The following is a 24,473-nucleotide window of genomic DNA, read 5'->3' as shown; positions in this document are numbered from 1 at the left end:
CAAGAAAAAAGATTATAAACGAAATTCTCTTACTATTATGAATATACATACTGTGAAGGGAGCCGAAAAAACGATGGATTTAGACCAAATTTGGCAACAATTTATGGATCATCTATTAGATAATGATGAAATCACCAAAGTTTCGATAAAAAAATTTACAGGTATACCATTTATATATATCGATTTTCATCCGGCACAAAATGATATAAGTAAGCTTTCTATCATAATAAAAAAAGCCGCAGGCCTTTCAATGCGTGGCAAGCAGCTCCATTGTGAAACCATTTTCGTACGGCAGGAAGAACCTTTATATGTATTCCGTCATCGTTTTTATGTGCCGCAGCAAAAGATGTTTTGCTGCGGCAATCTTTGTCCGGACTGTATCCTATACCGCAGTTAACCCCTTTTAGTCTTCAATCGCACTTGTAACCTATCCATAATATAAAAAAAGGCTAAAAACTGGTGAAAGGTTCAAAAAAGGAATTTTTTATACATGCATCGTTTCATTCCTAACACTTTCTGTAGAAGGTGCCGTATATGAAACAGCCACCGAACTCCGAAATAATATCGAATTTCGATGGCTGCAGGTTCTTTCCATAAACCATAAAAGCCGGCAAACAATGGTTATGATCTGGCTATTTCATTAAGCAGAGCATCCACAACTTCCGCCGGTTCCGCAACTTCCCGTCGAACATCCACCTGATGATACAAAAAATGGATTGCCCGCAGGGGTTTTGACCTGTTCTGAAACCGCTCGTCCTATTCTTCCGCTTATTTCATCAAGAACGGATTGCAATTCGGTCTCCGCCCGCTTAAACTCGGCAACGGCAGGATGCATATCCATGTCTCGTTTAGCTTCCCTTGTCTCTAAATTGATACGCTTATAATCCGGATGATATTTACCGAACCTTTGAACATCTTCAAATAGATCCTTTAGTGAAGTAAACTTGGAAATTTTCCGCTGTGCCTCTTTGTCGCTCTGTAATTTATATAAACTAAGGAGATATTCTTCCCCTATTTCAGAATGAAGGATCATTTCAGCTAATCCTTCAGCCTGTTGTAAAATGTCGATGATTTCCATAGTAGCAAGCATTAACAAGCTCACCTCCATCACCATTTTACCATTTCTCTCTTTCACATGCTAATGGTTTGATTAAATCGAGGAAGTGATATGTACTTCAAACTCTTTTTGAAGCCCTGTTTTTTCACCTGAAGCATTCAAAATCTCCAGCTTAATTTTATGCATGCCATTCGGGACATCCTTTAAGATAAATGCAGCCGTTCTCATATCGACTTTCTTTTGATTATCAATAAATACAGACACAGTTGCCAATTGTTCAGAATTCGTTTCAGAAAACACATAGTTTTTCAAGTAGCACTCCACATAGACGGAGTTGCCTTTCACAAAAGTTTTTACCCGAAAATCCTCATCTGAGTTTCGGACGCTCGATACAGTGGTGGCAGCTTTAAGGGAAGGTTCACCTTGTAGGGCTACTCCTGAATTTTCAGGTTCCGGTATTTTCTTTCCACATCCCGATGCTGCCATCAACACTGTTAGAACCACAATCAACTTTCTCATAACATCGTCCCCCTTTTGCCTTTATTGTTCGCCAAAAGGAGTAATTTACTCTTTTTTTCTTCATTCACCTGGAGCATTCATCGCTTGAAACATATGAAGCATCATGGAGGCAACCTGGACGCTTTCCGAAAATTTAGAAACCCGATGTGGAATAGACTTCTCAAAAAAATATTTCGCTTCAGTTTCAAATACATCCACTTCATGAGGATTACGCATTAACCTTTTGTACCAGGCAGGTTGAATCCTCAAGTAATTTCGCATATCATCATTCGTTTGAATGAATTCATATATATTCTGACGCATGAAAAACCCTCCTTAATCTTTAGTGAATAAAAAAGGGTTAGCTCTCTGCTCTCTTTCTTTTTTAGGGGGACTGGTATCTTCTGATTTATTCCCTTGGAAAGCAGATAGCACTCCTTGGATTGCACCAATGGCCTGATTGGCATTTGTAATATATTGTTGAATCTGGCCCATATCCATATTTTTAACTGCACTCATTAACGAACCGATCAACTCAGTACTTTGGTCTCCCTTTTCTACCGGCGGTGATGGGGCTTCTGAATTCACTTTGGACTTATCCACGCTTACATCAGCCTGCCAGCGTGGATGATCTTCTCCGAGTAAATACCATTCTTCAAAAAGTTCCTGCCATGTTGCTTGCTTGTTTCTCACTTCATTCACTAAAAAAGGATGCTCCTTGACAAACTCCCGAAATCGATCGACGGAGGGGCGCTTTCTTTTTGCCATTACTCTCACCTCACACTTAGACATCGCCTATTGCACCATATGCTATAAGCAAATAAAATGTGCATCAAATTCCGCTTCAAATGCAATTGGATTTCATATAGTAAAAAAGGATGTATTTTCATGCCGAATACAAGTGAATTAAACAAGGATTCCCAGAACCCGGTTCAGTCTGTAGATGAAACGGAGTTATCGGTTTTATCTGGAATTGACTCAGATCTAAAAGCCAAAAGAGACCCAAAGTAAATATTCTTGTATTTCTAACCTACTGCAATTAAAAATTGCAAACAGGGGAAGACACTTACAATGATCATGCCTAAAAAACCCCTCTTGTACATATTGTATTGAAAATTACATATGGGGCATGATTGCTACCTTGATAGATTCGGGGATGGGTGCCTTGCAAACTCAACATGTCCACAAGGGTTCCGTTACTACGGATTTCCAAGTTCGATATGTGAAACCCTCCAATGGTGATCGATTAAAGTGTACGAGTAAATTAATAATAGAGGTAGTAAAACGATCATCATCGAGGGGAAGGTCAACCATGATGACGGGGAACTTTATGCTGTATAGACAGGAAATTTTTTAGAACAAGAAAACGGACCCCAAACGGATCCGTTTTTTTATTTTTTTATAAAATTCTGGGTGTAATACCTTTTATAAACCCCAACACCCAGACCTGTAAATTCCTCGTTCAGCATCGCATCCCGATGCCCTTTACTATTTAGCCAGCCCTCCATGACTGCAGCCGCGTCCACATAATTAGCCGCAATATTTTCACCTGCTGCCTTGTATTTAACATGACCTGCATCGAGACGTTTTTCCAAATCCCCTTTTGTTTCAGAAACATGGGTTCCTTCAGGAGCGTCCGTCATTTCCCGGCTATGAAGGTAGGCAACCTCAGCAGTTGGACCATCCCATTCTAAAGGATTAAGTTTAAACCTGCTGCGCATTATATTTGTAATATCGAAAATTTGCTGCTCATTGCCACCTTCCACTTTCGCCAAGTCTTCTTTAGAAAGTTCCTTGACGGTCACAAGTTTACCATGATAGGTCAATTCATACGGCTTTTGTTTTAATAGGGCGGAATCATTCAAAAATCGGACGCTTGAAACAGTCCCAGTGAATTTATCCAAATAAAGCTGAACATAAATGTTCCCTAGATCAATCAAAGGCCTCATGTTCATATCTTCCTCCGACAATTCAAAACGATAGGAACTGTCGCCAACTTCAATATCAACAGTAGGTTCTACATATAAGCTGGAATAGATGGCATCAATCGATTGTCCAATTTTAAAAGGAGCGACATTAACCTTATCACCGATTCCATAAGCAGATACCACTTTTCCATTCTCTACGGCCAGTTGAAAATAATTGTTATAGTCCTTTTTATAAACCCACCATTCATATCCATAGGCGGACATATCAATTCGATCCGGCTTACCGTATTCCTTTTCTATTTCTTTTGCCTTTTTCCCAATTGTTACTCCCAGACCTTCTGTCACTTTAGTCACCCCTTCTTTTTCGGAAGAAGTACTTTTTTCATTTATATGTCCATTGGGGTTAACGCCTTTGTTACCATCAATAAGAGGGTTACCTTCATTTTCATCGCCGATATTAAGATAAATACCGATTACGAAAAAAATAACGATTAACACCAAAACCTTTCCTAATCTGCGCAGAGGAACACTCCCTCTCTCTAATCTAATTTATGTATCCAATGCAAAAACCATTCTGTCCTGATTATATCACTGTTCAATCATAATTTTCTAATTTACGATAGACTGCCCCTTCATTAAATTTATTTTAAAGTGGAACTTTTGTGAATCATTAAAATACCGTGGTTGAGTTCATTGCAACTTCCACCATTTCGTACTATTATAAAATATAGGATAAAATGGTATATTATAAACATACTTGGAGATTTTTAATATATTCATGTACATAATATTTTTTCCGGTATGTCATTTTAATTCCCAATAGAAACATAGGAGGTACTACTCGTGAAATTTGAAAGCTTTGGAATCGAAAACATCACAGCCGACTTAAACCGATTAGATGACCTAATGCCGCAATATGGTTTAATACGTGCCGAACAATGGGATTACGAAAGAGTCAGTTACGATCGTAAGTTCGAATTAAAAGAAGGAACGTTTTACCTGCGAATACTTGGCTATGCTACAGAGGGCGATGTAGGCGCTCACAGAGCCGTCATCAAACTAATGGTTCCTCTATTAGGAAAACATTATTATCCACACGGGGTTGAATATGGCGAAGGGGAGGACTTCCCTGCATCATTAGTTAAACAAAGTGAAAAAATCCTCGCTCAGATCAAAGAAGAACTTACACAATTCACCGGCCTGTAAAAGCCGTTAGTAAAAAGTGCGGTACAAGGGAGCGGATCATGAGTGATGCTCTCTTTTTTTCCATTACAAAAGCCTGATGCTTTTTTTTGCATCAGGCTTCTTCATCATTTTAAAATCCTAGGATCGCCTTTATTAAAGATGTTGTTTCGCCGCCATGATAAATGACATAAAGCAGGATGTAAACGGCTACTCCAGTAATCCCAGTGAAAAACCAAATGATGCTTGTCGTAGGTCCGATTTTTTTATGAATGGCGAATTTACCTTTAAACCCAGTGGTAAGCATGATGATCCCCAAAACAGCTCCAGTTGTAGCAAGTGTTATATGGAAGATTAAAAAAATCGTATAATAAATTTTAATGTCATCCGGTCCACCAAATGACGTACTGCCAATAAAGACCGTACGAGTAAGATATATAGTGAAAAAGATTACCGCAAAAACCGCAGCTACCATCATGGTTTTTTTATGAGTCTCGATTTTGCGTTGTTTAATTTGATACCAGCCTATTGCAACAGTGATGGCACTTAATACAATGAAGGCTGTACTTATAGTTGGAAGGATTGGTAAAGACATATGAATTGTAGTCCTCTCTTTATTTATTAATCAACTACCATTTTATAAAAGGTAATCATAAATTTCAATAAAATCAAGTATTTTTAACAGAATGCTCACTTTTATGGTGATATCCAAGACAAAACACTGGCTATTTGCTTAGAAATTGATAATTCGATAACCATTTACAATCGTCACCGGTAAAACCTAGCAGGCAATGACAACATATAAAAAACTTGCCTCCCCCCCAAGACAAGTCTTTTATGGTACACCTATTCCACATGCTGAAATTCCGAAGGTATCGGATCGATTTCATTTTGTCCGCCATTCTCCTTTTTGAACCAAGCAAAGAAAATGATACCTAATACATAGCCTAATACGATTTCTTGGATCACCTTCATAAGAACCCCACCAAGCTGTTGATCCTCAAGCAATGGCAGTCCATTGAACATTTCTGGACCGCTGAGTGTCAAACTCGACAGTGCTGAAGCGGGAACGCAAAGTTCCATGGCACTTGCCCAAGATTCCGCATTGGTAAACGTATCATACATCGGATCATTAGCAAAAATGATTAAAGCGCAAGCTGGGGTCATTAAAATGCCACTCCCGAAAATATAAGCTACTTTTTTTACACCTGTTAGACTTTCGTGTTCTGGCAATTGATTGACAAGTGGGAACCACATCAAAACTGCAGTCGTAAATAATAGCACCGTATATCCGGCATGTATCCACATCCCCGTTTTGATAAAGTCGAACACTAACGGGATATGGTACAACGAGAAAAGAACATTAAATAGTAAAAGGGCGACAAGCGGTCTCGTGAAAAATTGAAATAACGCCTTCACTCCCCTTGAATTTATGAAAGTTCTCAATAGCCAATCCGGAATCGCAATGATAAATAAAGGCGGAATCACAAGATAGAGCAATGCCATTTGAAACATGTGGGCACTGAACATAATGTGACTCAATAAATCCAGTGGCGAACCCTTTACCACATAAAGCAGGAACATGGCTGTTAAAAAATAAGTTGTCTGTTTAACGGAAAGCGGTGAACTGCCTGAAAACGCCTTCCCTTTTTTTGTCACAAACAAAAAATAGCCAAGGGTTATAAGTACGAGGGCGGCAAAATAATAAGGACTCCACAAAGCGCGAAATCCGAAAATATCAATAGACAAAAAAATCACCTCGTTCAAAACAATTTTCTTACTTTCATTATAACTAAAATGATACATGATAACAAATATAGATAAACTTGGATTCTTTTTCTAGTAAATCAACACATAAAGAAAACCGGCTATCATTCAATAGCCGATTTTCTTATGGTTTATAACCAAACGATCGTTGTGAAAACAAGGACAGTTATTAAGCCGACTGCAAGGCCAGAAAATAAAAACAATGCAATGGTACCATGCCCTTTGTGCTTCATGTGCATAAAATAATACAATTGGAAAACCACTTGTATGACTGCCAGTAACAAAATGACTGGTTTAATGAACCAATGTGAAAACCCTTCGATTCCTACTGCAGCAAAAGCAAGTAATGTAAAGAAAATCATTAGTATAAATGTTATCACTTGATGTTTCATCTCTTCAGCATTTTTCTTACGGCGATATTTTAAATCGACATTCGGGTTCGCTGAATTTGATTGTTCATTCGCCATCAGTTATCCCACCATTCCCATTAAGTATACGACTGTAAAGATAAACACCCAGACTACGTCAATGAAATGCCAATAAAGACTCGCAACAAAAAATTTAGGAGCGTTATATAAATTCAAACCCCTTCCTGCATTACGTACCATTAGAGTTATGATCCAAAGCAAACCGAAAGCAACGTGTCCTCCGTGAAAACCAACTAAAGTATAAAACGCAGAGCCGAAGGCACTACTCGTAAATGTATGATGGAATTCATGAACATAGTGATTAAATTCATAAATCTCGAGGACTAAGAAACCAAAACCAAGGGCAACCGTAATAACAAGCCATGCCTGCATTTGTTTAAAGTGGTTATTTTTCATATGATACATCGCATACACACTAGTCAATGAACTGATCAATAATAGCATGGTTGCAACAAAAGTAAGCGGTAGCTCGAATAAGTCTTTCGCTAGGGCTGCGTCACCATTTGGAACTTTATCCTTCAATGCAAGGTAAGTTGCAAATAGTGAGGCGAATAATACCGTCTCTCCACCAAGAAACAACCAGAATCCCAAATACTTATTTTTACCTTCTAAAGTCGCTTTCTCGGGAGAAGCAGGCCAAGTAGCATCCGTGAATCTTTCATCTGCTTGCATTATGCCTTACCTCCCTTGTCTTTATCGTCCATAAGCTCTTCTTTATGAATATGGTATCCATGATCGTCTTTAACGGAACGGATAAACATTGAACCAAATGTCACCAAAAGTCCAACAATGATAATAGGCAGTGTCCACGACTTATCATCCATATGGTATAAAGCACCGAATGCGGCTATAAATAAACCGGAAGCAGTCGTCAGAGGAAGAATGGATGAATTTGGCATATGGATATCCCCAAGTGGTTCTGCAGGAGTCATTTCCTTTTTACCTTCCATTTTTTCAACCCAATAAGGATCTAATCCGCGGACTAGCGGCAATTGTTTAAAATTATAAAAAGGCGGTGGTGATGGAATGGCCCATTCAAGCGTACGGCCATCTCCCCATGGATCATTTCCGACTTTTTCATTTTTCACAGATGTAATGATTATATTTATGACCATAACCAAGACACCAAATGCCATCAAAAAGGCTCCAACAGTACTAATCATATTACCTGTATTGAGACCTTGATTGTCCAAGAATGTAAATACGCGACGAGGCATCCCCATCAGACCTAAGAAATGTTGGATGAAGAATGTTAAATGGAAACCAATCAAAAACGTCCAAAATGTGATTTTTCCCAATTTTTCGCTTAACATAGTTCCAAACATTTTCGGCCAATAGAAATTGATTCCAGCCAGTAAACCTAATACAACCCCACCGACGATTACATAGTGGAAATGGGCAACAACGAAATAACTATCATGGTATTGATAATCAGCAGGTGCTGATGCAAGCATGATACCTGTCACGCCACCCATTGTAAAAGTAGGAATAAAGGCAACTGCATAAAGCATCGGGACCGTGAACTTAACGCTTCCTCCCCACATCGTAAAGATCCAGTTGAATATCTTAATACCAGTTGGTACAGCGATAGCCATAGTCGCTACGGCAAAGATTGCATTGGCAATAGGACCTAGACCTGTGGTAAACATATGATGGGCCCAAACCATGAAACCTAAGAAACCGATTAATACGGTTGCAAAAACCATCGATGAATAACCAAATAATCTTTTTCTGGAGAATGTAGCAAAAATTTCTGAAAAAATACCGAACGCTGGAAGAATAAGAATATATACTTCCGGGTGACCGAATATCCAGAATAAATGCTCCCAAATAATCGTATTTCCTCCTGCTGCTACATCAAAGAAATTCGCGCCAAACATCCGATCGAACATCATTAACACCAATCCCACGGTAAGCGGAGGAAAAGCGAATAATATCAATGCAGAAACAACGAAAGTTGACCATGTAAACAGCGGCATACGCATATATGTCATACCAGGCGCACGCATATTAATAATGGTTACAAGGAAATTGATCCCTGCAATTAGTGTTCCAAAACCCGATATTTGTAGTCCGAGGACATAAAAGTCAATGCCATGGCCTTCGGAATGCAGGGAAAGTGATGCATACGATGTCCAGCCTGCATCAGGAGCGCCCCCTAAAAACCATGAAAGATTTAAAAAGATTCCCCCAAAGAAAAATAACCAAAAACCTAATGAGTTCAAATATGGGAACGCAACATCACGTGCCCCTATCTGTAATGGTACAACCGCATTCATAACAGCAAATACTAATGGCATGGCCGCCAGAAATATCATTGTCGTACCGTGCATGGTCAAAATTTCATTATAAAATCCGGCACTTACGAAGTCATTATTTGGGATTGCAAGCTGGATACGGATAAACATCGCTTCCAAACCGCCGATTACAAAGAATAACCCGCCAGAGATAAGATATAAAATGGCGATTTTCTTATGGTCTACCGTCGTCAGATAATCCCAAATCGTAGCGCCAAATCCTTTTTTATTAGCGTACGTACTCACGATTTAACCTCCTTAATCAATGTTCTATTTTTCTTCCACCTTAAGCTCTAAAAGATAGGCAGCCAGTGCATTAATATCTGAATCTGAAAGTTGGCCGTAAGTACCGGTCATTGTGTTACCCGGTTTATACTTCTCAGGATCCTTGATCCATTTTTTCACATTTTCTTCCGTGTGATCCAATACGCCAGCTATTTTTTGACGTTCACCGAATGTAGCCAGATTCGGTGCCTGACGAGCAGCCTCAGGCCTGCTGTCATTTGGTGTCACCGCATGACAACCTATACAACTTTGATTAAAGACATCTTCACCCTGTTTTGCTAGATCACCTTCCACGACAGGTTCTTTCGCGGCTTTCATATCTTTAGTCCAAGCTATAAAGTCGCTTTTAGACTTCGGTACGACCTTAAAATCCATCAAGGCATGGGAAGGACCGCAAAGTTCAGCACATTTCCCGTAAAATAAGTTGTTCGAATCTTCTGCTTTTTCACTATCGAATTCTAAGAAAAACTGATTGACCCCATCTGTATTTGTATCCATCTTTCCTCCGGCAGCCGGTATCCAGAATGAATGCTTAACATCAGAAGCAGTAAGATTGAAGTACACTTTTTGATCGGTAGGCACAACCAAATCCTGACTTGTGACAACGCCAAGGTCAGGATATTCAAACTCCCACCAATAAAGATTTGCCCTAACATTCACGACAAGGGCATCCTTCGTTTTTCCATCCTTATCTTTCTTATCCATTGCCTTTGTGTCAGCTAGATCGAATGTAGTGACGACGGTTGGAACAGCCAGAACAATTAAAAGAAGGATAGGAATAACAGTCCAGATAATTTCAAGTTTATGACTTCCTTCAATTTGTTTAGGTATTGTTTCGTCGCCTTTCTTCCGACGGAAGCGCAGTAAAACTACAACGAACAAAATAATCACAACAATAATTACCAGAACCATGATTAGTGTACTCAATATCAGTAAGTCATACTGAGATTGCGCAACATTGCCTGCTGGCTTCAGTGCGGATAGAAATGGTTCGCCACAGCCCGAAAGGACAAGTCCTACAATTCCCAGCAAAGCAATTAGGCGCCATTTGTGCAGCCTTTTTTTCATAGCTTCAGAAACCCCTCTTTCGTCAAAATTTTCTCACAAAAATAAAAATGGGCGCAATTGCGAATATTCTCTCTATGTCAATTTCTAAAAAAGAAAGAATCCCTAATTTAAGGAATTATTATGATGATTCATGTAACCACCCTTATGAATGATCCTGTTGAAGTTCTCCGTTAATATGTATGAATGGCGGTCAATGCATTATATATAAGTAAGCTGCAGCCTGTAAAAAAACAGGCCGCGCAGCAACTTTTATTTAACAAAAACTAGATGAGTGTGACTATAACCATGGCTACAAATAAAATGGTCATATAATTTAAAGAATAAACAAACATGGATGTAGCCCATTTAACATCATCTTTCTTCCTATACCCCTTAATCCCCAAAATAAGCCAACCTGTGCTCAATAATGCAGCAAGAATAACCAGTGGAGTTCCTAATGGAGTTAAAAAGAATGGAACGAACATTAAACAGACGATCCATAACATGATTGATCTTTTTGCGGCCTTGAACCCTTTTACAACCGGAAGCATTGGTACCCCCGCTGCACGATATTCTTCGACACGCCTCATTGCAAGTGCATAAAAATGAGGAGGCTGCCACAAGAACATGATCGCGAACAGGACCCAAGCGATCGTATCAAGGCTCGGGTCGACGGCAGCCCACCCGATAAGTGGAGGTACCGCTCCTGATATACTGCCTATTATCGTATTCGAGACAAATCTCCGTTTAAAAACCATGGTATATAAGACAACATAGGCGAAGACGCCGAATGCACCAAGTATAGCAGTTGTCATATTAGTCAAAGCAAGCAATACCAGTCCTGCAGCAATTAAGCCAAAGCTTAACGCCAATACCTTTGAAGGCTGTACTTTACCAGTTACCGTTGGCCGGTTTTTCGTTCTTTCCATTAAATGATCGATATCACGGTCATAATAATTATTGAAACTGCAGGAACCTGCCATTATGAGCGCCGAACCTGCAAGTGTATAAAACACTACATCAAGATTACTTAAGAAGCTAAGCCCCGAAAAATGAAGGGCTAACCATACGCCGGTAAAAGCTGTAATTATATTTGAATTGACAATCCCCACTTTTATAAGTGCGAGAAAATCCTTCCAAGCTGTTGTTTCCGGTATATCCGATTGAAGGGCGGCTTTACTGTCCTTCATGACAGCATCTGACAAACCCCTTGTTTCTGACATTTGTTTTCCTCCTTTAAATCATTCAGCACAGACGCAAATGCAAAAAATACTTACTTACATATGCTATAGAACATTATTTCATACTTTTTGATATTTGTAACCAAGGAAGCGCACACAAAAAGTAAATTATTTACCAATGGCCGTTGTAAATGGAATCCATCGAGAGCTATCATTCTTAATATCATGCTTAAAAACAGTAAAATTTAGTAAAATCATTTCTTCAATATATTAAAACACATTTTTGGAAGGTTTTGTGAAAATTTTTCGGTTATTTTTTGACCAATTTGTGTCTCAATACTTTCAATTCACTTGTTAGATGTTCATCAAGAACATGAATAGTATGCTGTTATCATCATCCCCTAGGCTCTGTCCCTATTTTGGTCCTACTTGAAGGTTTACACTCCCTTTATTTCTATCAAAGTCTTTTGTAACTTTCAACTATTTCCGGCATTTTAATTAATAGCAATGTTATTAACTGAACTTGTAAAATCATTCTAAATTGTGTAATATCGAGGAAGTTCGACAAATATTATGAAAAATCTTATGCTATTATTAATTTTATTGAACAACCTAATTTGGCTACAGAGAAAAAGGTGGGACTACTAGTGAAATCGTCTCTTAAATGGTTTGCTGTTTTAACTACGATTGTAATGCTTTTCATCTTACTGGGTGGAGCTTTAGTCACGAAGACGGATTCCGGCATGGGATGCGGCAGGTCCTGGCCATTATGCAATGGCCAATTGATCCCAGACAAAATCACGTTAGAATTGGTCATTGAGCTTTCACATCGACTCGTATCAGGTGCCGGGGGTTTCTTGGTTTTAATTTTATCGTATTTGTCCTGGCGAAAAATCGGCCATATCCGTGAAGCACGTTTCTTATCCGTCCTTTCTTTTGGTTTTCTGTTATTACAAGGGTTGATTGGAGCTGCTGCCGTCCTTTGGTCTCAATCTGATTTCGTCCTTGCCCTTCATTTTGGCATATCACTCATTTCCTTTGCTGCCGTCTTTTTACTGACACTATTGATTTTTGAAGTCGACAAGAAGTTCGAAGCCGAAAAACTTATAGTTGATAAACGAATGAAATTCCATATTATTGGCGTATTGATTTTTTGTCTGGTAGTCGTATATACGGGTGCTCTTGTAAGGCATACGGAATCCAGTCTAATCTGTAAGGATTGGCCTTTATGTGTAAATGACAGCCTCGCGCTCCCCTCCAACCTTTATGAGTGGATTCAGATGGGGCACCGTGCAATTGCTGGCGCTATTTTCATTTGGGTTTCCTATGTGGCTTATATTGCAAAAAAATATTACAGGGATCAAAAAGTGTTGTATGGCGGTTGGATTGCTGCATTCATTCTCGTTTTTTTACAGGTTACCGCTGGGGCCTTTATAATTTTCTCAAGGCAGAACTTATATATCGCATTGGCACACGCTTTATTCATTGCCTGCTTTTTTGGTGTAATGAGCTATTTGATGCTACTGACTTCAAGAAGCAAAAAAAATGCCCTATCCAAGCAAAAAGGGAGCCCCACCCACACGGTCAAAAGGCAGGGTGAACATGATATAACGCCAACGATACCCGCCCGTTAATGTCTGATTGTTCAATCAATAAGATAATAAGGTAAAACAAAAACCACCATTATGGTGGTTTTTGTTTTACCTTAAAGAGAGACTCGAGTGACCCTACATTGCCTAAAAGAGGGTACAGAGCAGCTTGAAACCTCAAGCATACCATTTATACCCGAAATCATTTACAAGCTCACAGTCACGATATTACTTAGTTATTTCAATCAATAAATCACCAGTACTGATCGCTTCTCCATCTTTTACATAGATGTCTTTAATGGTCCCAGAGAATGGCGCTTGTACGGTAGTTTCCATTTTCATCGCTTCCGTAATGATCAGGTGATCACCCTGTTTGACCTGATCGCCTTTCTCTACTACTACACGAATAACCGTACCTGGCATTGTCGCACCGATTTGTTCTTTATTTTTAGGGTCAGCTTTCATTTTTGATATAACGGAAGATTTAATGTTTTCATCCTTGATGATCACTTCACGTGATTGACCATTCAACTCAAAATACACGACCCGTGTTCCATCAGCCAATGGTTGACCGATTGAAACTAATTTAACGATGAGCGTTTTACCCTTTTCAATTTCAACTTCGATTTCTTCACCTAGCCTCATACCATATAAGAAAGTCGCGGTATCAAGGTTGGAAACATCTCCAAACAGCTCAATTGTTTTATTGTAGTCCAAGAACACTTTTGGATATAGGGCGTATGCAAGCGCATCGAAATCAGTGACAGCCCGTCCCAATTCCTTGAATAATTCTTCTTTAAGGGAAGTAAAGTCCACTTCCTCCAATAATTCACCCGGTCTTACTGTTATAGGTTTTTTCCCTTTCAGGATAACCTCCTGAAGCTCTTCAGGGAATCCACCAACAGGCTGACCCAGATAGCCTTCGAATAACTCTATGACTGAATCAGGGAAATCGATGGATTTGCCTTTTGTCAGAACATCTTCTTCAGAAAGGTTATTTTGCACCATGAATAGGGCCATGTCTCCTACAACTTTGGATGAAGGCGTTACTTTTACGATATCTCCGAACATTGCATTGACGCGCTGGTACATTTCTTTCACTTCATTCCAGCGATCACCCAGCCCCACAGCTTTAGCTTGCTGCTGCAGATTACTATATTGACCGCCAGGCATCTCGTGTTTGTACACTTCTGTATGAGGTGCATTCATGCCACTTTCGAAGTCATGGTAGAATTTTCTTACCTCTCCCCAGTATTCGCCTAACCGCTCTAGTGAATCGACTTCCAATTTAGGCTGTCTGCTTGACCCCTCCAGAGCATAATGAAGCGTTTGTACACTTGGCTGCGAAGTAAGGCCAGCTAAAGACCCAATCGCCGTATCAACGATATCCACACCAGCTTCAATCGCTTTTGAATACATGAAAATTCCATTTCCGCTTGTATCATGAGTATGCAAATGGATCGGAAGGGATGTAGTTTCTTTCAGTTCCGATACAAGTCGGTAAGCAGCATCCGGTTTCAAGAGGCCAGCCATATCCTTGATCGCTAAAATATGGGCACCGGCATTTTCTAATTCCACCGCCATATTTTTATAGTATCCGATATTATATTTACTGCGTGATGGATCATTCAAATCCCCGGTATAACAAATGGCCGCTTCCGCAATTTTGCCGGATTGACGGACTGCATCAATAGCCACTTCCATCCCTTTAACCCAGTTTAAACTATCGAAAATCCGGAAAACATCAATGCCAGCATCCGCTGATTTCTCGACGAATTCACGAATGACATTATCAGGGTAATTTTTATAACCAACTGCATTTGAAGCCCTTAAAAGCATTTGTAAAAGGACATTCGGTGCTTTTTTCCTGAAACTTAACAGCCTGTCCCATGGATCTTCTTTCAAGAATCGATAAGCGACATCAAAAGTTGCCCCGCCCCACATTTCCATTGAAAATAAATCAGGAAGGAGTTTTGCTGTAGGCTCAGCGATATCAAGGATATCCTTCGATCTAATTCTCGTCGCCAGTAAAGATTGATGTGCATCACGGAAAGTCGTATCTGTGATCAATACCTCTTTCTGTTCTTTAATCCAATTGATCAGTCCCTCTGCACCTTGCTGTTCAAGTATATTTTTTGTACCCGAGATAAGCGGCAGGCCACCAACATTCGGAATTGGAGCTGGATCGAAAACAGGTTTTTTCTTTTTCTCGACGCCTGGGAAACCATTCACAGTTACATTTCCGATATATGAAAGCATTTTGGTCCCACGGTCTTTTCTGATTGGGAAGCTAAATAATTCCGGTGTTGAATCGATGAATGATGTATCGTATTCCCCATTTATGAATTTTTCATGTTTAACAACATTTTCAAGGAAGGGGATATTTGTTTTAATTCCACGAATCCTGAATTCCTTAAGGTTACGAACCATTTTAGAAGCTGCCTGCTCAAATGAAAGTGCATGAGTAGAAAGTTTAACGAGAAGGGAATCATAATATGGTGTGATGACTGCACCTTGGAATCCATTCCCAGCGTCCAGACGGACACCAAATCCTCCACCGGAACGATATACCATCATTTTCCCGGTATCAGGCATGAAATTATTCAACGGGTCCTCAGTGGTCACCCGTGATTGAATTGCGTATCCATGCGTTTTAATCCCTGCTTGTTCGGGGATCCCGATCTTTTTGCCATGGAGCTCATGCCCTTCGGCTACCATGATTTGAGATTGAACGATATCAATGCCCGTAATCATTTCAGTAATGGTATGTTCAACCTGCACCCGTGGATTGACTTCAATAAAGTAAAATTCGCCATTTGCCACAAGGAACTCGACCGTACCAGCATTTACATAATCAATATTCTTCGCCAACTTGACCGCTGCCTCACAAATCCTTTCCCTTAAATCCTCGGAAAGGGATACGGAAGGTGCCACTTCCACAACTTTTTGATGCCTTCTTTGAACGGAACAGTCACGTTCATACAGATGGACGATATTCCCATGAGTATCAGCCAAAATCTGAACTTCGATATGCTTTGGATTCTGTATGAATCTCTCTACATAGACTTCATCGTTACCAAAGGCTGCTTTAGCTTCTGATTTTGCGCGATCATATGCCTCTTCAACTTCTTCGATTTTTTCGACAATCCGCATTCCACGTCCGCCGCCGCCCAAAGATGCTTTTATAATAATTGGAAAACCGTATTGTTTTCCAAATTCCTTTACTTCTTCAACATTGGTCACCGGTCCCTCGCTACCAGGGATGACCGGAATATCAGCTAGTTCAGCTTGTGTTCTAGCTTTCACTTTGTCACCAAACATATCTAGGTGTCTTGATTCTGGTCCGATGAAGATGATTCCTTCTTCCTCACAACGTTTCGCAAAGTCAATATTTTCTGAAAGGAAACCATAACCGGGATGAATCGCATCAACTCCGCTCATTTTGGCAATCGCGATTATGCCTTCAATATCCAGGTATGCATCAATCGGCTTTTTGCCTTCCCCAACCAAATATGCCTCATCCGCTTTATATCGGTGATAAGAACCATAATCTTCCTTCGAATAGATTGCAACTGTATGAATGTCTAATTCCGTACATGCCCGAAAAATTCGTATCGCTATTTCTCCACGATTTGCCGCAAGTACTTTTTCTATACGTTTCCCCATTGCTACCACCCTAATCAATATGTATTTTTATTGAATATATAGAAAAAAAAGCGTGATAGATTCACCACTTTTTATTCATAAGTTTATTTCCCCAAAAGGGAGACCGATCTGATAAGGCTCTTTTTCTTGCTAATGTAATTAGTTCGATATATATTAATATTTTCGTTTTTTCATCCATAAATACAAAATAGGAACCTTACCAAATTAGCAAAAGAAAATTTAGTTATTATAATATATTATCAAAAGGTAATCAGTTGGATTTAAAATACAATTAATATAACCATAATACTAAAATAAACTGAATACAATAAAAAAATGAAAAATTACGAACATTCGTAGGTAAACACAAGGAATTCGCTGTTCTTCCGCCTAACGGATCGATTGTTAATTCAACAATGCCACCACCAGGTTTAAATGCTAGATTGAAAGAGTCGATGGGATTAAACCGTACATTGAAAATTCAAAAAACAAAAAATAAAAAAGCCCCATTAAACAACATATGCACATTTAATTAGTATGACATTATTTAATATAGTATAACACTTTCGACTAATAGATGTACATAAATAAAAAACTCAAACAATCATCGAGATTTGTTTGAGTTAGTATGTTTTATTTATTATTTTTTTAATGATGCTTCATGCAAAACTGACAATTCCTGTTCAAGGGTTTCCAAAAGAGATTTGCCCTCGGTTTCCTCTACCAAGCCTAAGCGTACGGCAAAATCAATTTCTCGTGATAGGCCGAACATTTGTGTATCAAGTACCTCTTCATATAAAGGACATTGAGGCATAGTGAGATTTTCCATTTGAACTTTTATCAGTTTTAGAATCTTGTCAGCATCTGCTTTTAATAAAGCATAAGCTTTTTCTCGATGATTGACAAGCATATCAGATGCCATGTTAAATCCCCCCGCTCAGAGCGATTAAATCTTATCCTTAAATTCTACCTTTAGTTTTATGAAAAAGCAAGGACATTGACAAACAATTTACCATCGAGATAGCACACACACCCCTCAGCTGAAAATAGCCAGATATAGAAATTGTTCACCATCGTGCAGATGTGACATTTCAATTATAATTGATTATAATTATTAAAGAGCAACAGAAAGGAATGAGATATTTGGAACCCATCGTATTTATTAATGGAAAAGTGAAATATCCAATTACGCTAGATCCTGGAGTGTGGATTTTTGATGATCGTAAAGTTGAAATTGATACATATTTCCACGCTGAAAGAGTCCAAGTCAATGAATTAGAAGAATATACGATTGCCGCCTCCAAACACTGGCAAAAAGAAATACAGGAAGGCGCAACAATGCCACCCACATTAAAAACGGAACGAAAATTCGAGAAGCAAAGATTGCTGGAAGGGACCTTCGGCATTCCGTTTGAACCTTTTTTAAAAAATGCGGAACTTGAAAATGGGGTAACTGAAGTCATCGTTACGACCGATGATAAGGAACTTACATTCCCGTTGGAAGTTGCACTTGAATTTTTCCTTGGCTTTTCAAAGAATGGAAAGCCGCTTAAAGTATCCGAGGGTGGTCCTTTGGAAATTTATTTCGGAGATGCTTCCAACATCAATGATCCGATAAAAAATGTACGGTCTTTCACTGTTAAATAAGACTTAGCCCATAATGATCACAAAACTTTAAGGCAATCGGCAAGGGGGACTCCCTTGCCGATTGTATTATAAAAGTGTTGCAGCGAGTTGGGCCAATCCCGATCTTTCCCCTTTTATCAATTTAACATGGCCTGCAATACGCTCGGTCTTGAATTTTTCAACCACATAGGTCAACCCATTATTATATTCATCTAAATAAGGATGATCTATTTGCTCAGGATCTCCCATTAATACAATTTTGCTCCGCTCCCCGACTCTCGTCAATATGGTCTTAACCTCATGTTTTGTTAAATTCTGGGCTTCATCGATGATGATGAACTGATCTGGGATGCTCCTTCCCCTGATATATGTCAGGGCTTCCACTTCAATCGAACTCATGCCAGCTAAAATGGCATCCAATTCCCCTGGTTTTTTCGTATTGAACAAAAATTGAAGATTATCAAAAATAGGCTGCATCCACGGTCTTAACTTTTCTTCTTTTTCCCCTGGCAGATAACCAATATCCTTACCAACCGGCACAATTGGCCTGGCGACCAGAAGTTTCTTATATTGTGACAAATCTTCAGTTTGCATTAATCCTGTTGCCAATGCCAATAAAGTCTTACCTGTCCCTGCCTTACCAATAAGCGTCACAAGTTGAATATCCGAACGAAGCAGCAAATCGAGGGCCATCGTCTGCTGGACGTTTCTCGGTTTAATTCCCCAAATATGTTCCCCTTCATACATCAATTTCTTAACCAACCTGCAATTCTCATCCACAATCCCAATCGCAGAAGCTGAACTGCCCAGCGTGTCCTTCATCAAAAGGAATTGATTTGGATAATAGGAATCTTTTGTAAGTTCTTCAAGTGCCAAAAAACTTTTCTCATAAAACTTATTCAGATTATCAATTGATACAAATACTTCTTTATGGCCACCGTATATATGATCCATTTCTACGACACGATCATTTAAAAAGTCCTCTGCCTCGAGTCCGATTGCATCGGCTTTTACCCTGACGAGAGTATCTTTGCTAACCAAAATGACCGTTTTCCCATTTTCCTTTGTCTCTTCTTCCAAAGATAAATTTTTTGCGACAGCCAATATTCTGTTATCATTCGTTTTCTCCACGAAAATTTCCTGAAGCTTATGAAATGAACGGTGATTGAGTTCAATTCTTAGGCTGCCCCCATTATGAAGCGGAATGCTTTGATGAAGCTTCCCTTTTTCACGGAAGCTGTCGATCAATTTCGATACTTGCCTGGCATTCCTTCCGATTTCATCCATATACCTTTTCTTCGAATCCAATTCTTCTAGTACGACTGCTGGAATGACAACTTCATTATCTCCGAATGAATAAATCGAATATGGATCCTGCAACAGGACATTCGTATCTAAAACATAGATTTTTTTCCCCAATATGACGCCTCCTGCCTGCTCTTTAGGATATGCCTTACCATTTACTACACTAAGCAGTTATGTAGCGGACGAGACTGTTGATAAAATATATGTTCCTTTGCATAAAGATAGAAGAACATTTACAGACTATAAAGAAAACTTCCAGCAAAGAATGCTTTACTCAACATGGATTACATCCTGCTTCGCTTCATTTTATACTTACATGCATCAGACTTAGCCGGTGTGGACAGGCTGTAACTAATGATAAACATTAAGGAGGTTGTACATTGCAAAAAATCATATTGTCACTCGCTGCTTTTCTGCTGATGACAGGTTGCTCAATGAATAATAAAAATGGAGCGTCTGAAAATAATGCTAAAAATAATATAACAAAAGTCAATAACTCGACCATCCAGGAAACAGACAGAACTACAGGTCAGGAAACAGCACAGAGACTCACAGGTTTGGCTAAATCCATTCCGGAGGTGAACGATGCCACGGCAGTCGTACTTGGCAAATATGCCATTGTCGGAATAGATATTGACCAAGATATTGAGCGTTCACAGGTAGGAACGATTAAGTATTCAGTTGGAGAAACTTTAAAACACGATCCTAACGGTGCAAATGCCATCATCGTTGCGGACCCGGATTTAAATGAACGGATCAGGGAGGTAGCCAAAGATATTAAAGACGGTAAACCGGTAACAGGGATACTAAATGAATTGGCTGATATCACAAGTCGAGTCATTCCTGAGGTTCCTGGTGATATTTTAACCCCAACGCCTTCAAAGGCCATCGATAAGGAAAAAAATAAACTTGATAATTCGGAAAGGAAAAAACTTGATAAAGAGCAAGATGATCAATCCAATCACTATAAAGAATGAATTTTCCCAACCCGAAGTGAATCTTCGGGTTTTTGTCTACGATAAAATGTAGTTTCACTTTATCCTCGTTTTACCATAAAATTATTGGTATACTTAAAAGCATATTCAAATTGAAGTGGGGTTCAAATTATATGAAGGTTAAATGTGTAATATGCGATCAAATCGAATCTATACCTGACGATAGCCCAGAAGCAAAGAAACTTCGTAACCGTCCTATACATACCTATATGTGCAATGCATGCAATCAACGCATAGAAAAGCGTACGAACGAACGGATTGCAACTGGGAACTTCCGTCTTTACCGGACAATCAAAAATGAAGATGAATGGTAAAACATTTTATAAAGTTTCCCTGATTGGTCTCATAAATGGAATCATGCTTGGATTTGCAATGAAGTTGGTTGAAATGTTTTCTGGTAAACAAGTCTATAAACTGTTATTGAATGTGGATTTCCTTCCTGTAATCGGAGCTGTTCCCTGGAGTGAGGCATCATTGTACTTTTTCCATCTTCTATTCTCACTGGCAATTACGTTTAGTTACGTTTATATCCTTCATCCCTTGAAATTTTTCAGGGAATGGAACAAATACACACTTGCTTTTCTCACGATTATTCCTGCCATCATGCTTTACTTTCCATTATCGGCGCTGTCCATAACAGAAGTTGTCCTTCCTTCTGATTTGACAGCCTTCTTTTTGTGGTCACTCTTACATCTTTTTTATGGACTATTCCTCCCTAAAGCAATATAAAAAGAACCGTGCGGGAAATCGCACGGTTCTTTTTATCATCACTCGATATTTTTATACTTTTCTGGCTCAAGCTGAATTTGGTCTAGCATGATATCAATCAATTCGATCGGAAAACGCTGCTTTTTCATTTCGTCTCCCAATAGATACTCGACGAAATAAAAAGGTTCCGTTTTTGAAACTGAATCGATGATTACCTGATGATCGGCTTTCAACATCTGCATGAAAAACATTTCTGTATCGCGGGCAGCTGTATCATCAGGCCTTGCATCACAGACAACTTTGATTGTCAACCAATTGTATAAAGCATCCTGTAATGATTTCATCGTCTTAAGCCTGTTCTTCTTTTCTCGAATTATGAAGACGGATTCTATAAATCCCAAGAACAAGTGAAGCGATGACTAATGCTTCCCCCATAGGAAGAAACACCGCAAAGAAAGAAAGAAGGGTACATCCAAGTGCCATTACCGCATAAATGATCACATTTTTTAGCAAAGGTAACTTTTTGGCAAAACCTAACTGATAGACAAGGATGCATAATCCAAAGATCGTCAAATATAGATACCACATTCCTGCTTCAGGATTTTCATCCACTCTGTACAATGCTGCAAAAAATGATAATCGCTCTTGGATATCCAATCTTTTCTCCTCCTCTTGCTATTTATTTTTCTTCAACAGCAACTTTTTTTCTTTTAGCTGCTCTTTCACGTTCGTTTTTATCAAGAATTTTTTTACGAAGACGGATTGACTCCGGAGTTACTTCACAGTACTCATCGTCGTTCAAATACTCTAGAGCTTCTTCAAGAGACAAAATTCTTGGTTTCTTCATTGAAGAAGTTTGGTCTTTATTAGCTGAACGCATATTTGTCATTTGTTTCGCTTTTACGATATTAACAGTCAAATCGCTATCACGGTTATGTTCCCCGACAATCATACCTTCATAAATATCAGTACCTGGCTCAATGAAAATGACGCCGCGGTCTTCTACTTGCATCGTACCATATTGTGTAGTTTTTCCAGATTCCATTGAAACAAGTACACCTTGACGTCTTCCGCCGACTTGACCTTGGGCCATTGGTTGGTAGCTGTCAAATGAGTGGTTCATGATACCATAACCACGTGTGATTGTTAAGAACTCAGTAGAATAACCAATAAGTCCGCGAGCTGGGATCGTGAATAGTAAACGAACTTGACCGCTTCCGCTATTAATCATATCCAACAATTCACCTTTACGTGCTCCCATGGATTCCATGATGGAACCAGTGTGCTCTTCAGGAACATCGATTTGAACACGTTCAACTGGCTCACAACGCACTCCATCAATCAAACGAACGATAACTTCAGGTTTAGAAACTTGCAGTTCATAACCTTCACGTCTCATGTTTTCAATTAAGATAGAAAGGTGAAGCTCTCCACGACCTGAAACAATCCAGACATCTGGAGAATCTGTATTTTCAACTCTTAAGCTAACATCAGTTTGCAATTGGCTTTTCAAACGCTCTTCAATTTTACGAGCTGTTACAAATTTACCTTCACGGCCTGCGAATGGGCTGTTGTTTACAAGGAAAGTCATTTGTAATGTTGGCTCATCGATACGTAGAATTGGAAGGGCATCAGGATGTTCAATAGGACAAACTGTTTCCCCAACGTTAATATCTTCCATACCAGAAACAGCAATTAAATCACCGGCAACAGCTTCTTGGATTTCAACTTTTTTCAAGCCAATATAACCAAAGATTTTCGTTACACGGAATTGCTTAACCGATCCATCAAGTTTCATTAATGAAACTTGTTGACCTACATGCATTTTCCCACGGAATACACGGCCAACACCAATACGTCCTACATAATCATTGTAATCAAGTAAAGCCACTTGGAATTGAAGTGGTTCATCAGTGTTATCAATTGGTGCAGGAATCGTTTCGACGATTGTTTCGAATAATGGGGTCATGTCTTTTTCTTGTTTGGCAGGATCTGAATCCAAGCTTGCTGTACCAGCAATACCTGAAGTAAAGACAACAGGGAATTCTAATTGTTCTTCTTCAGCTCCAAGTTCGATGAATAAGTCAATTACTTCATCTACAACTTCGTTTGGACGGGCAGAGTCTTTATCAATTTTATTCACGACAACGATTGGCGTGATCTTTTGTTCCAATGCTTTTTTCAACACGAAACGAGTTTGCGGCATACATCCTTCATATGCATCAACAACAAGTAAAACACCATCAACCATTTTCATGATCCGTTCTACTTCACCACCAAAGTCGGCATGACCAGGTGTATCCAAAATATTGATTCTTGTATCTTGGTATTGAACTGCTGTATTTTTCGCAAGAATCGTAATTCCGCGTTCTTTTTCAATAGCATTAGAATCCATCGCACGTTCTTCCACATGTTCATTTTCACGGAAAGTACCAGATTGCTTAAGCAACTGATCCACTAATGTCGTTTTACCATGGTCAACGTGGGCAATGATGGCTATATTACGAATATTTTCTCTTAATTTCAAAAAATTCACTCCTAAAAAAGTTTGTGTTTAACGTATCACTAGTATTAACTTACATATTATATCACAAACATACTAGAAACAAATACAGAAATTATGTACAATAGATATATTAGGGGTGATATTAATGAATATTAAATGGAATTTCTTAATATTAGCGGTATTGGCAGCATCCAGCATTGGCTCCATTGGCATCTTCATTGCTGAAAAAAGCTTGCTTGGAATATTAGCTGCAATCGTTATACTTTGCGGAGTTATGGGGTTCGGTTTCACTCAAAAGAAGAAATTACGCGAAGCAGGAAAGTTATAATATTAAAACTCGCTGTCGGACAGCGAGTTTTTTTTGTTAATTATTTGAAATTTAGTTTTTCACCCCATACTTGCCGGAACCTGGAAAAACCATAACCTTTT

27 protein-coding genes are annotated in these 24,473 nt (G+C 39.1%); 9 read left to right on the top strand and 18 right to left on the bottom strand.

Features of this window, described 5'->3' with window-relative positions; genetic code table 11:
- Positions 1 to 73 precede the first annotated feature (73 nt).
- Positions 74 to 397, top strand: a complete 324-nt coding sequence (locus tag ACFX4L_RS09200; protein ID WP_377382676.1) for a hypothetical protein — start codon at positions 74 to 76, stop codon at positions 395 to 397.
- 243 nt (positions 398 to 640) lie between these two features.
- On the opposite strand, the gene ACFX4L_RS09195 is transcribed toward ACFX4L_RS09200, so the two are convergent.
- Genes ACFX4L_RS09195 through ACFX4L_RS09180 form a run of 4 tightly spaced genes read right to left on the bottom strand, consistent with a single transcriptional unit; the run spans position 641 to position 2,323 of the window.
- Positions 641 to 1,090, bottom strand: a complete 450-nt coding sequence (locus tag ACFX4L_RS09195) for a YlbF/YmcA family competence regulator (protein WP_061462303.1) — start codon at positions 1,088 to 1,090, stop codon at positions 641 to 643.
- 60 nt (positions 1,091 to 1,150) lie between these two features.
- A complete protein-coding gene (locus ACFX4L_RS09190) occupies positions 1,151 to 1,576 on the bottom strand; it encodes a hypothetical protein (RefSeq protein WP_125162518.1) in 426 nt (141 codons plus the stop codon).
- Positions 1,577 to 1,636: 60 nt separating this feature from the next.
- Positions 1,637 to 1,879 (bottom strand): YlbE-like family protein, encoded by a 243-nt coding sequence (locus ACFX4L_RS09185; RefSeq protein WP_061462301.1) that lies wholly within the window; start codon positions 1,877 to 1,879, stop codon positions 1,637 to 1,639.
- A gap of 12 nt (positions 1,880 to 1,891) precedes the next feature.
- Complete coding sequence (locus ACFX4L_RS09180) at positions 1,892 to 2,323, bottom strand: YlbD family protein (RefSeq protein WP_061462300.1); 432 nt, start codon at positions 2,321 to 2,323, stop codon at positions 1,892 to 1,894.
- Positions 2,324 to 2,443: 120 nt separating this feature from the next.
- On the opposite strand from ACFX4L_RS09180, the gene ACFX4L_RS09175 reads away from it, so the two are divergent.
- Positions 2,444 to 2,566 carry a hypothetical protein gene (locus ACFX4L_RS09175; RefSeq protein ID WP_377382673.1) on the top strand — a complete coding sequence of 41 codons (123 nt, stop codon included), beginning with the start codon at positions 2,444 to 2,446 and terminating at the stop codon, positions 2,564 to 2,566.
- Positions 2,567 to 2,946: 380 nt separating this feature from the next.
- Here the strand turns inward: ACFX4L_RS09175 and ACFX4L_RS09170 are convergent, their stop codons facing one another.
- Entirely contained in the window at positions 2,947 to 3,981 is a 1,035-nt protein-coding gene (locus ACFX4L_RS09170) for a CAP domain-containing protein (protein WP_284471325.1), read from the bottom strand.
- Positions 3,982 to 4,326: 345 nt separating this feature from the next.
- On the opposite strand from ACFX4L_RS09170, the gene ACFX4L_RS09165 reads away from it, so the two are divergent.
- Positions 4,327 to 4,689 carry a YugN family protein gene (locus ACFX4L_RS09165; protein WP_061462299.1) on the top strand — a complete coding sequence of 121 codons (363 nt, stop codon included), beginning with the start codon at positions 4,327 to 4,329 and terminating at the stop codon, positions 4,687 to 4,689.
- Between the two features lie 109 nt (positions 4,690 to 4,798).
- On the opposite strand, the gene ACFX4L_RS09160 is transcribed toward ACFX4L_RS09165, so the two are convergent.
- The 7 genes from ACFX4L_RS09160 to cyoE all read right to left on the bottom strand — a co-directional run bounded on the left by ACFX4L_RS09160 (position 4,799) and on the right by cyoE (position 11,712).
- The gene (locus ACFX4L_RS09160; protein ID WP_061462298.1) at positions 4,799 to 5,260 is read right to left on the bottom strand and encodes a DUF420 domain-containing protein; all 462 of its coding nucleotides are present in this window, start codon (positions 5,258 to 5,260) and stop codon (positions 4,799 to 4,801) included.
- 251 nt (positions 5,261 to 5,511) lie between these two features.
- Positions 5,512 to 6,414, bottom strand: a complete 903-nt coding sequence (gene ctaG / locus ACFX4L_RS09155; protein WP_284471326.1) for a cytochrome c oxidase assembly factor CtaG — start codon at positions 6,412 to 6,414, stop codon at positions 5,512 to 5,514.
- Positions 6,415 to 6,563: 149 nt separating this feature from the next.
- Positions 6,564 to 6,899, bottom strand: a complete 336-nt coding sequence (gene ctaF / locus ACFX4L_RS09150) for a cytochrome c oxidase subunit IVB (RefSeq protein WP_061462296.1) — start codon at positions 6,897 to 6,899, stop codon at positions 6,564 to 6,566.
- 3 nt (positions 6,900 to 6,902) lie between these two features.
- On the bottom strand, positions 6,903 to 7,532 hold the full coding sequence (locus tag ACFX4L_RS09145; protein WP_061462295.1) for a cytochrome (ubi)quinol oxidase subunit III: 630 nt from the start codon (positions 7,530 to 7,532) through the stop codon (positions 6,903 to 6,905).
- Positions 7,532 to 9,403 carry a cytochrome c oxidase subunit I gene (ctaD, locus tag ACFX4L_RS09140; RefSeq protein ID WP_284471327.1) on the bottom strand — a complete coding sequence of 624 codons (1,872 nt, stop codon included), beginning with the start codon at positions 9,401 to 9,403 and terminating at the stop codon, positions 7,532 to 7,534. The genes ACFX4L_RS09145 and ctaD overlap by 1 nt, the downstream gene beginning before the upstream one ends.
- A gap of 24 nt (positions 9,404 to 9,427) precedes the next feature.
- On the bottom strand, positions 9,428 to 10,510 hold the full coding sequence (gene coxB / locus ACFX4L_RS09135; protein WP_284471328.1) for a cytochrome c oxidase subunit II: 1,083 nt from the start codon (positions 10,508 to 10,510) through the stop codon (positions 9,428 to 9,430).
- Positions 10,511 to 10,773: 263 nt separating this feature from the next.
- Positions 10,774 to 11,712: a heme o synthase gene (gene cyoE / locus ACFX4L_RS09130; RefSeq protein ID WP_125162526.1), complete on the bottom strand. Its 939-nt coding sequence runs from the start codon at positions 11,710 to 11,712 to the stop codon at positions 10,774 to 10,776.
- 605 nt (positions 11,713 to 12,317) lie between these two features.
- Here cyoE and ACFX4L_RS09125 point away from each other — a divergent pair.
- The gene (locus tag ACFX4L_RS09125; RefSeq protein ID WP_377404836.1) at positions 12,318 to 13,304 is read left to right on the top strand and encodes a COX15/CtaA family protein; all 987 of its coding nucleotides are present in this window, start codon (positions 12,318 to 12,320) and stop codon (positions 13,302 to 13,304) included.
- 183 nt (positions 13,305 to 13,487) lie between these two features.
- Here ACFX4L_RS09125 and pyc read toward each other — a convergent pair whose 3' ends face one another.
- Together pyc and ACFX4L_RS09115 are read right to left on the bottom strand one after the other, a co-directional pair.
- Positions 13,488 to 16,925 (bottom strand): pyruvate carboxylase, encoded by a 3,438-nt coding sequence (pyc, locus tag ACFX4L_RS09120; protein WP_377382670.1) that lies wholly within the window; start codon positions 16,923 to 16,925, stop codon positions 13,488 to 13,490.
- A 619-nt stretch (positions 16,926 to 17,544) separates the two neighbouring features.
- Positions 17,545 to 17,826: an Fpa/YlaN family protein gene (locus ACFX4L_RS09115; protein WP_034313996.1), complete on the bottom strand. Its 282-nt coding sequence runs from the start codon at positions 17,824 to 17,826 to the stop codon at positions 17,545 to 17,547.
- A 221-nt stretch (positions 17,827 to 18,047) separates the two neighbouring features.
- On the opposite strand from ACFX4L_RS09115, the gene ACFX4L_RS09110 reads away from it, so the two are divergent.
- Complete coding sequence (locus ACFX4L_RS09110) at positions 18,048 to 18,551, top strand: peptidyl-prolyl cis-trans isomerase (protein WP_284471331.1); 504 nt, start codon at positions 18,048 to 18,050, stop codon at positions 18,549 to 18,551.
- 66 nt (positions 18,552 to 18,617) lie between these two features.
- On the opposite strand, the gene ACFX4L_RS09105 is transcribed toward ACFX4L_RS09110, so the two are convergent.
- Positions 18,618 to 19,949, bottom strand: coding sequence for a PhoH family protein (locus tag ACFX4L_RS09105; protein ID WP_061462288.1), 1,332 nt, complete (start codon positions 19,947 to 19,949; stop codon positions 18,618 to 18,620).
- 266 nt (positions 19,950 to 20,215) lie between these two features.
- Here ACFX4L_RS09105 and ACFX4L_RS09100 point away from each other — a divergent pair, with 266 nt between their 5' ends.
- From ACFX4L_RS09100 to ACFX4L_RS09090, 3 genes are all read left to right on the top strand, one after another.
- A complete protein-coding gene (locus ACFX4L_RS09100) occupies positions 20,216 to 20,812 on the top strand; it encodes a YhcN/YlaJ family sporulation lipoprotein (protein ID WP_284471332.1) in 597 nt (198 codons plus the stop codon).
- Positions 20,813 to 20,943: 131 nt separating this feature from the next.
- Positions 20,944 to 21,144 carry a YlaI family protein gene (locus ACFX4L_RS09095; protein WP_061462287.1) on the top strand — a complete coding sequence of 67 codons (201 nt, stop codon included), beginning with the start codon at positions 20,944 to 20,946 and terminating at the stop codon, positions 21,142 to 21,144.
- Positions 21,128 to 21,559 carry a hypothetical protein gene (locus ACFX4L_RS09090; RefSeq protein WP_284471333.1) on the top strand — a complete coding sequence of 144 codons (432 nt, stop codon included), beginning with the start codon at positions 21,128 to 21,130 and terminating at the stop codon, positions 21,557 to 21,559. Before ACFX4L_RS09095 ends, ACFX4L_RS09090 begins: the two co-directional genes overlap by 17 nt.
- 38 nt (positions 21,560 to 21,597) lie before the next feature.
- On the opposite strand, the gene ACFX4L_RS09085 is transcribed toward ACFX4L_RS09090, so the two are convergent.
- The 3 genes from ACFX4L_RS09085 to typA are packed head-to-tail and all read right to left on the bottom strand — an operon-like array spanning position 21,598 to position 24,065.
- The gene (locus ACFX4L_RS09085; protein ID WP_125162533.1) at positions 21,598 to 21,882 is read right to left on the bottom strand and encodes a hypothetical protein; all 285 of its coding nucleotides are present in this window, start codon (positions 21,880 to 21,882) and stop codon (positions 21,598 to 21,600) included.
- Positions 21,883 to 21,886: 4 nt separating this feature from the next.
- A complete protein-coding gene (locus ACFX4L_RS09080) occupies positions 21,887 to 22,195 on the bottom strand; it encodes a YlaH-like family protein (protein ID WP_053345193.1) in 309 nt (102 codons plus the stop codon).
- Positions 22,196 to 22,217: 22 nt separating this feature from the next.
- Complete coding sequence (gene typA / locus ACFX4L_RS09075) at positions 22,218 to 24,065, bottom strand: translational GTPase TypA (RefSeq protein WP_061462284.1); 1,848 nt, start codon at positions 24,063 to 24,065, stop codon at positions 22,218 to 22,220.
- Between the two features lie 124 nt (positions 24,066 to 24,189).
- Between typA and ACFX4L_RS09070 the strand changes: the two genes are divergently transcribed.
- On the top strand, positions 24,190 to 24,372 hold the full coding sequence (locus tag ACFX4L_RS09070) for a YlaF family protein (RefSeq protein WP_061462283.1): 183 nt from the start codon (positions 24,190 to 24,192) through the stop codon (positions 24,370 to 24,372).
- Positions 24,373 to 24,473 lie beyond the last annotated feature (101 nt).

Origin of the sequence: Peribacillus sp. YIM B13482 (assembly GCF_042787975.1) — a bacterium.
In the GTDB taxonomy this organism is placed as follows: Bacteria; Bacillota; Bacilli; order Bacillales; family DSM-1321; genus Peribacillus; species Peribacillus simplex_A.
Note: the sequence above shows the minus strand (reverse complement) of the source record. Positions and strands in the feature narration are given on the sequence as shown.

Bases quoted from the DNA above. Each gene is read 5' to 3' on its own strand.
- ACFX4L_RS09185 (WP_061462301.1), bottom strand. From the start codon at position 1,879: ATGCGTCAGAATATATATGAATTCATTCAAACGAATGATGATATGCGA.
- ACFX4L_RS09085 (WP_125162533.1), bottom strand. From the start codon at position 21,882: ATGAAATCATTACAGGATGCTTTATACAATTGGTTGACAATCAAAGTT.
- ACFX4L_RS09200 (WP_377382676.1), top strand. From the start codon at position 74: ATGGATTTAGACCAAATTTGGCAACAATTTATGGATCATCTATTAGAT.
- ACFX4L_RS09090 (WP_284471333.1), top strand. From the start codon at position 21,128: ATGAAGATGAATGGTAAAACATTTTATAAAGTTTCCCTGATTGGTCTC.
- ACFX4L_RS09175 (WP_377382673.1), top strand. From the start codon at position 2,444: ATGCCGAATACAAGTGAATTAAACAAGGATTCCCAGAACCCGGTTCAG.
- ACFX4L_RS09095 (WP_061462287.1), top strand. From the start codon at position 20,944: ATGAAGGTTAAATGTGTAATATGCGATCAAATCGAATCTATACCTGAC.
- ctaF (WP_061462296.1), bottom strand. From the start codon at position 6,899: ATGGCGAATGAACAATCAAATTCAGCGAACCCGAATGTCGATTTAAAA.
- coxB (WP_284471328.1), bottom strand. From the start codon at position 10,510: ATGAAAAAAAGGCTGCACAAATGGCGCCTAATTGCTTTGCTGGGAATT.
- ACFX4L_RS09070 (WP_061462283.1), top strand. From the start codon at position 24,190: ATGAATATTAAATGGAATTTCTTAATATTAGCGGTATTGGCAGCATCC.
- ACFX4L_RS09180 (WP_061462300.1), bottom strand. From the start codon at position 2,323: ATGGCAAAAAGAAAGCGCCCCTCCGTCGATCGATTTCGGGAGTTTGTC.
- ACFX4L_RS09195 (WP_061462303.1), bottom strand. From the start codon at position 1,090: ATGCTTGCTACTATGGAAATCATCGACATTTTACAACAGGCTGAAGGA.
- ACFX4L_RS09160 (WP_061462298.1), bottom strand. From the start codon at position 5,260: ATGTCTTTACCAATCCTTCCAACTATAAGTACAGCCTTCATTGTATTA.
- ACFX4L_RS09145 (WP_061462295.1), bottom strand. From the start codon at position 7,532: ATGCAAGCAGATGAAAGATTCACGGATGCTACTTGGCCTGCTTCTCCC.
- pyc (WP_377382670.1), bottom strand. From the start codon at position 16,925: ATGGGGAAACGTATAGAAAAAGTACTTGCGGCAAATCGTGGAGAAATA.
- ACFX4L_RS09190 (WP_125162518.1), bottom strand. From the start codon at position 1,576: ATGAGAAAGTTGATTGTGGTTCTAACAGTGTTGATGGCAGCATCGGGA.
- ACFX4L_RS09115 (WP_034313996.1), bottom strand. From the start codon at position 17,826: ATGGCATCTGATATGCTTGTCAATCATCGAGAAAAAGCTTATGCTTTA.
- cyoE (WP_125162526.1), bottom strand. From the start codon at position 11,712: ATGTCAGAAACAAGGGGTTTGTCAGATGCTGTCATGAAGGACAGTAAA.